General features: G+C 43.6%; 1 protein-coding gene and 1 other annotated feature. The gene reads left to right on the top strand.

The features are described 5' to 3' along the window. The first annotated feature begins 185 nt into the window (after window positions 1-185). Window positions 186-384: a binding site (T-box leader), on the top strand. A gap of 47 nt (window positions 385-431) precedes the next feature. After that, window positions 432-1,691 (top strand): tyrosine--tRNA ligase, encoded by a 1,260-nt coding sequence (gene tyrS, locus FC96_RS12475; protein ID WP_055679971.1) that lies wholly within the window; start codon window positions 432-434, stop codon window positions 1,689-1,691. The last annotated feature ends 230 nt before the right edge of the window (window positions 1,692-1,921 follow it).

The following is a 1,921-nucleotide window of genomic DNA, read 5'->3' as shown; positions in this document are numbered from 1 at the left end:
GATTAAACCTAGTTTCATCAGAAATGTCCTCGTTTCATTTATTATTTTCGACGCTTTTATTATATGGGATATTGGGATAAGTAGCAAGCAGAAATGAAAAAAATTTACATTTTTATTTTCAGTGATGAAAATGATTTTAACCATAGGATGAGGAGTTGACATTTATATAGGGGGTTTGTATGATGAATGAAGCGAAGAAGCATTTAGTAGAACGATGGGCTCCGAAGTAGAAAGTTGGCGGATGCTGGAAGCCAACCGTCCCGGTTGTTCGAATTACAGTGTGGAGCTTTCGATGCTTTCGACGGGTCATTCCGTTAACGATGACGAGAGATGCAGGTACCTGCATAACTTGGGTGGTAACGCGGAAACTATTTCGTCCCTATTGGTCATGGTGACCAATGGGGGCTTTTTATTATCTAGGAGGAACTATTGTGACAATTATTGATGAGCTTAAATGGCGCGGTGCAATCAATCAACAAACAGACGAAGAAGGATTGGCCAAACTTGTTTCTGAAAAGGCGGTTGGTCTCTATGTTGGAATTGATCCAACAGGTGACTCCATGCACATTGGGCATTTGATTCCGTTCATGATTCTTAAACGGTTCCAGTTGGCCGGTCACCGGCCATACATTGTGATTGGTGGTGGGACAGGGTCAATCGGTGATCCAAGTGGGAAAAAATCGGAACGAACCTTGCAATCAATGGAGCAGGTTCATAAGAATGAAGCGGCCATTACGGCGCAAATGCAACGTCTCTTTGGCCAGGATGGGCAATTTAAGATTGTGAACAATTACGATTGGCTATCAACCATTTCCCTGTTGGCCTTCCTACGTGATTATGGGAAGCTGTTTAATGTGAACAACATGCTGGCAAAAGAGGTCGTTGCTTCACGACTAGAGGTCGGTATTTCGTACACGGAATTTACTTACCAGATTCTGCAATCAATTGATTTTCTTCATCTATATGAAGCTGAAGATGTTCAGTTGCAAGTCGGCGGTGCGGACCAGTGGGGAAACATCACGGCCGGAATTGATTTGATTCATAAGATCAAAGGCAGTGATACTAAGGTCTACGGGTTGACCATTCCGTTGATGTTGAAGGCCGATGGTACTAAGTTTGGTAAGACTGCCGGGGGAGCTGTTTGGTTAGATGCGGAAAAGACCTCACCTTACGAATTCTACCAATTCTGGTTAAACCAAGATGATCGGGATGTCGTCAAATACCTCAAATACTTCACATTCCTGGATCAAGATGAAATTAATGACCTTGCCCAAAAGGTTAGTGACCACCCTGAAAAACGGGAGGCACAGCGGCGATTAGCTGAGGAAGTGACCGCGTTTGTTCATGGCCAAGAGGCAGTGAATGAAGCTGAGAATATTTCGAAAGCGTTATTCTCAGGGGACGTCGCCGAATTGACAGCTCGAGAAATTGAACAGGGGTTCAAGAGCGTCCCTTCGGTTACGGTCACAGCTGAAAAACGAAATATTGTCGAATGGTTAGTAGACGTCACTTCAATTGAACCTTCAAGACGTCAGGCCCGCGAAGATGTCTCAAACGGGGCTATTCGGATCAACGGTGAAAAGGTGACGGATACTGAAGCAACTGTCGATCCTAGCTCACACTTTGACGGGCAATTCGTCATCGTTCGTCGGGGAAAGAAGAAGTATTTCTTAGCCCGGGTTGAAGCATAATATTAAAACACAATTGCAAAAGGCACAGTCTCTGATGAGATTGTGCTTTTTTTGGATTTTGGTGTTGACGGTTTTGGTAAAGCTTGGTATGATTGTTCTCGTTGCTTCACGAGGTAGCCAATTAATTTCAACGGCTAAGAAAGTTGAAATTAAGGGTTGACCAAAAGGAGTCAACGTGATATATTATAAAAGCTGTCACGAAGACAGCTAATCAGTAGACCTTTGAAAAC

The sequence above is a fragment of the Secundilactobacillus kimchicus JCM 15530 genome (assembly GCF_001433995.1).
GTDB lineage: Bacteria > Bacillota > Bacilli > Lactobacillales > Lactobacillaceae > Secundilactobacillus > Secundilactobacillus kimchicus.
The sequence above is the reverse complement of the archived record's forward strand: the minus strand, read 5'-3'. Positions and strand labels throughout refer to the sequence as shown.